Source organism: Ornithinibacter sp. (assembly GCF_035443565.1).
Taxonomy (GTDB): Bacteria; Actinomycetota; Actinomycetes; order Actinomycetales; family Dermatophilaceae; genus Fodinibacter.
In genome coordinates, this window is the sequence record NZ_DAORSO010000067.1 from 11,194 (window position 1) to 13,018 (window position 1,825).

Genomic DNA, 1,825 nt, shown 5'->3' on the forward strand with positions numbered 1-1,825 from the left:
CGTACCCACACCGACCAATAGGTCGATGTGGGTACGGGTTCCTTGGGGCGAGCCCCCGGAAGGTCAGTTCTTGAACGCGTCCTTGACCTTCTCGCCGGCCTGCTTGACGTCGGCCTCCGCCTGCTGGGCGCGGCCCTCGGCCTCGAGGCGCTCGTTGTCGGTCACCTTGCCGGCGGCCTCCTTGCCCTTGCCCACCAGCTCATCCTTGGCGTTCTCGATCTTGTCGCCGATTCCCATGGTGTTCTCCCTCGTTCGATGGGTGGAGCGCCGGCCACGATGGTGACCGGTGCGACCCTCGACGGTACGTACACGCTCACCCAAACGGGGGTTTGGGTACGGACCCTTCGGGAAGGTCCGGGAGTCAGGCCGGGGTGACGACGACGATGAGGTCGCCGCCCTCCACCTGCTGGTGGTGTCCGCTGAAGGCCAGTCGTGCCACGGTGCCGCCCACGGGGCTGGTGATGTTGGCCTCCATCTTCATCGCCTCGATCGTCGCGACGACACCGCCGGGCTCGACCGTGTCGCCCTCGGCGACGACCGGCGTGACGACCCCGGAGAACGGCGCCGGCACGTGGCCGGGCACGGACAGGTCGGCCTTCTCCACCGCCTTGACATCGGCGGCGACCGAACGGTCGCGCACCGTGACCGGCCGGAACTGCCCGTTGAGCGTGCACATCACGGTGCGCATGCCCTGGCGGTCGGCCTCGCCCACCGAGCTGATCCCGAGGATCAGGCGCTTGCCCGCCTCGATCTCGGCCTCGTACTCGGTTCCCTGCTCCAAGCCGTGCAGGAACTCGATGGTGCCGAGCACCGACAGGTCGCCGTAGGCCTCGCGGCTGGCCTCGAACTCCCTGGTCGGCCCGGGAAAGAGCAGCTGGTTCAGGGTGCGGCGCGGCTCGGTGGCCAGTGCAGACTCCTGCTCGGGGGTCAGCTCGGTGTGCCGCGGCTTGGCGGCGCGGCCCTGAAGTGCCTTGGTGCGGAAAGGCTCGGGCCAGCCACCGGGCGGGTCGCCGAGCTCACCTTCGAGGAAGCCGATCACCGAGTCGGGGATGTCGTACCTCGTCGGGTTCTCCTCGAAGTCGGCCGGGTCGGCTCCGGCCCCGACGAGGGCCAGGGCCAGGTCGCCGACGACCTTGGAGGACGGCGTCACCTTGACGATGTTGCCGAGGATGCGGTTCGCCGCGGCGTACATGTCCTCGATGTCCTCGAAGCGGTCGCCGAGACCGAGCGCGATCGCCTGCTGGCGCAGGTTGGACAGCTGCCCGCCGGGGATCTCGTGGAAGTACACGCGCCCGGTCGGTGAGGCCAGCCCTGACTCGAACGGCTTGTAGATCGTGCGCACGGCCTCCCAGTAGGGCTCGAGCGAGAACACCTTGTCGATGTCCAGCCCGGTGGGCCGCTCGGTGCCGTCGGTGGCCGCCACGAGGGCGGACAGGCTCGGCTGGCTGGTCGTGCCGGACATCGACGAACAGGCGGCGTCCACGGCATCCACCCCGGCGTCGATGGCGGCGAGCAGCGTCCCGATCTGACCGCCGGCGGTGTCGTGGGTGTGCAGGTGCACGGGCAGGTCGAAGCGTTCACGCAGCGCCCGCACCAGCGTCGCCGCGGCCGGCGCGCGCAGCAACCCCGCCATGTCCTTGATGGCGAGCACGTGGGCGCCGGTGTCGACGATCTGCTCGGCCAGGCGCAGGTAGTAGTCGAGCGTGTAGAGGCGCTCACCGGGGTCGAGCAGGTTGCCGGTGTAGCACAGGGCCACCTCGGCGACCGCCGTGTCGGTGGCGAGCACGGCATCCACCGCAGGGCGCATCTGCGACACGTCGTTGAG

The 1,825-nt window shown here is 69.8% G+C and carries 2 protein-coding genes; both read right to left on the reverse strand.

The genetic code is table 11. From position 1 onward, the window contains the following. Window positions 1-63 precede the first annotated feature (63 nt). Window positions 64-237, reverse strand: a complete 174-nt coding sequence (locus tag PLL68_RS08700; RefSeq protein WP_324533376.1) for a CsbD family protein — start codon at window positions 235-237, stop codon at window positions 64-66. Between the two features lie 124 nt (window positions 238-361). Beyond that, window positions 362-1,825 (reverse strand): biotin/lipoyl-containing protein (locus tag PLL68_RS08705; protein WP_324533377.1); only part of this gene is annotated, 1,464 nt, incomplete at its 5' end.

Bases quoted from the DNA above. Each gene is read 5' to 3' on its own strand.
- PLL68_RS08700 (WP_324533376.1), bottom strand. From the start codon at position 237: ATGGGAATCGGCGACAAGATCGAGAACGCCAAGGATGAGCTGGTGGGC.